General features: G+C 40.5%; 1 protein-coding gene. It reads right to left on the bottom strand.

Features of this window, described 5'->3' with window-relative positions; genetic code table 11:
• Positions 1-407, bottom strand: a 407-nt coding sequence (locus OM075_RS25485) for a Calx-beta domain-containing protein (RefSeq protein WP_301193376.1), incomplete at its 3' end; no start/stop codon positions are given.
• Between the last annotated feature and the right edge of the window lie 141 nt (positions 408-548).

Here is a 548-nt window from a genome sequence, read left to right as displayed (position 1 = left end):
TATACCGCATCACCATATACTGTAACGCTTACTGTTTTTGAAGTTTCGCCTGCTGCAAAGGTCAAACTAGTAGTTGTTACTTCTACATAGTCGCTATTGGCTATGGTTGCTGTGTTATCGGCGGTGGCGTAATCTACTGTTACTGCTGAGGAACTGGCATGATTCAATGAAACGGTAAAATTTAAAGTAGCAGTACCTGAATTGCCCTCCGTTACAGATGCATCGTTAATGCTGATAGTCGGTTGACCGTCATCATCGGTGATGGTTCCAACGCCTTGATTATCCGCGATAGTCGCTCCTGAAGCATTGCTTAAATTCACATACATGCTTTCATCACCTTCGTATACTGCATCACCATATACTGTAACGCTAACTGTTTTTGAAGTTTCGCCTGCTGCAAAGGTCAAACTAGTAGTTGTTACTTCTATATAGTCGCTATTGGCTATGGTTGCTGTGTTGAACTAAACCCGCAAAGCGGGAGCTTAGGCTAAAACTAACAAAATTCGTAAGATAATTACATCTTCTACCATTATTAATTTTTAAATACA

The sequence above is a fragment of the Plebeiibacterium sediminum genome (assembly GCF_026013605.1).
In the GTDB taxonomy this organism is placed as follows: domain Bacteria; phylum Bacteroidota; class Bacteroidia; order Bacteroidales; family Marinilabiliaceae; genus Saccharicrinis; species Saccharicrinis sediminus.
The sequence above is the reverse complement of the archived record's forward strand: the minus strand, read 5'-3'. Positions and strand labels throughout refer to the sequence as shown.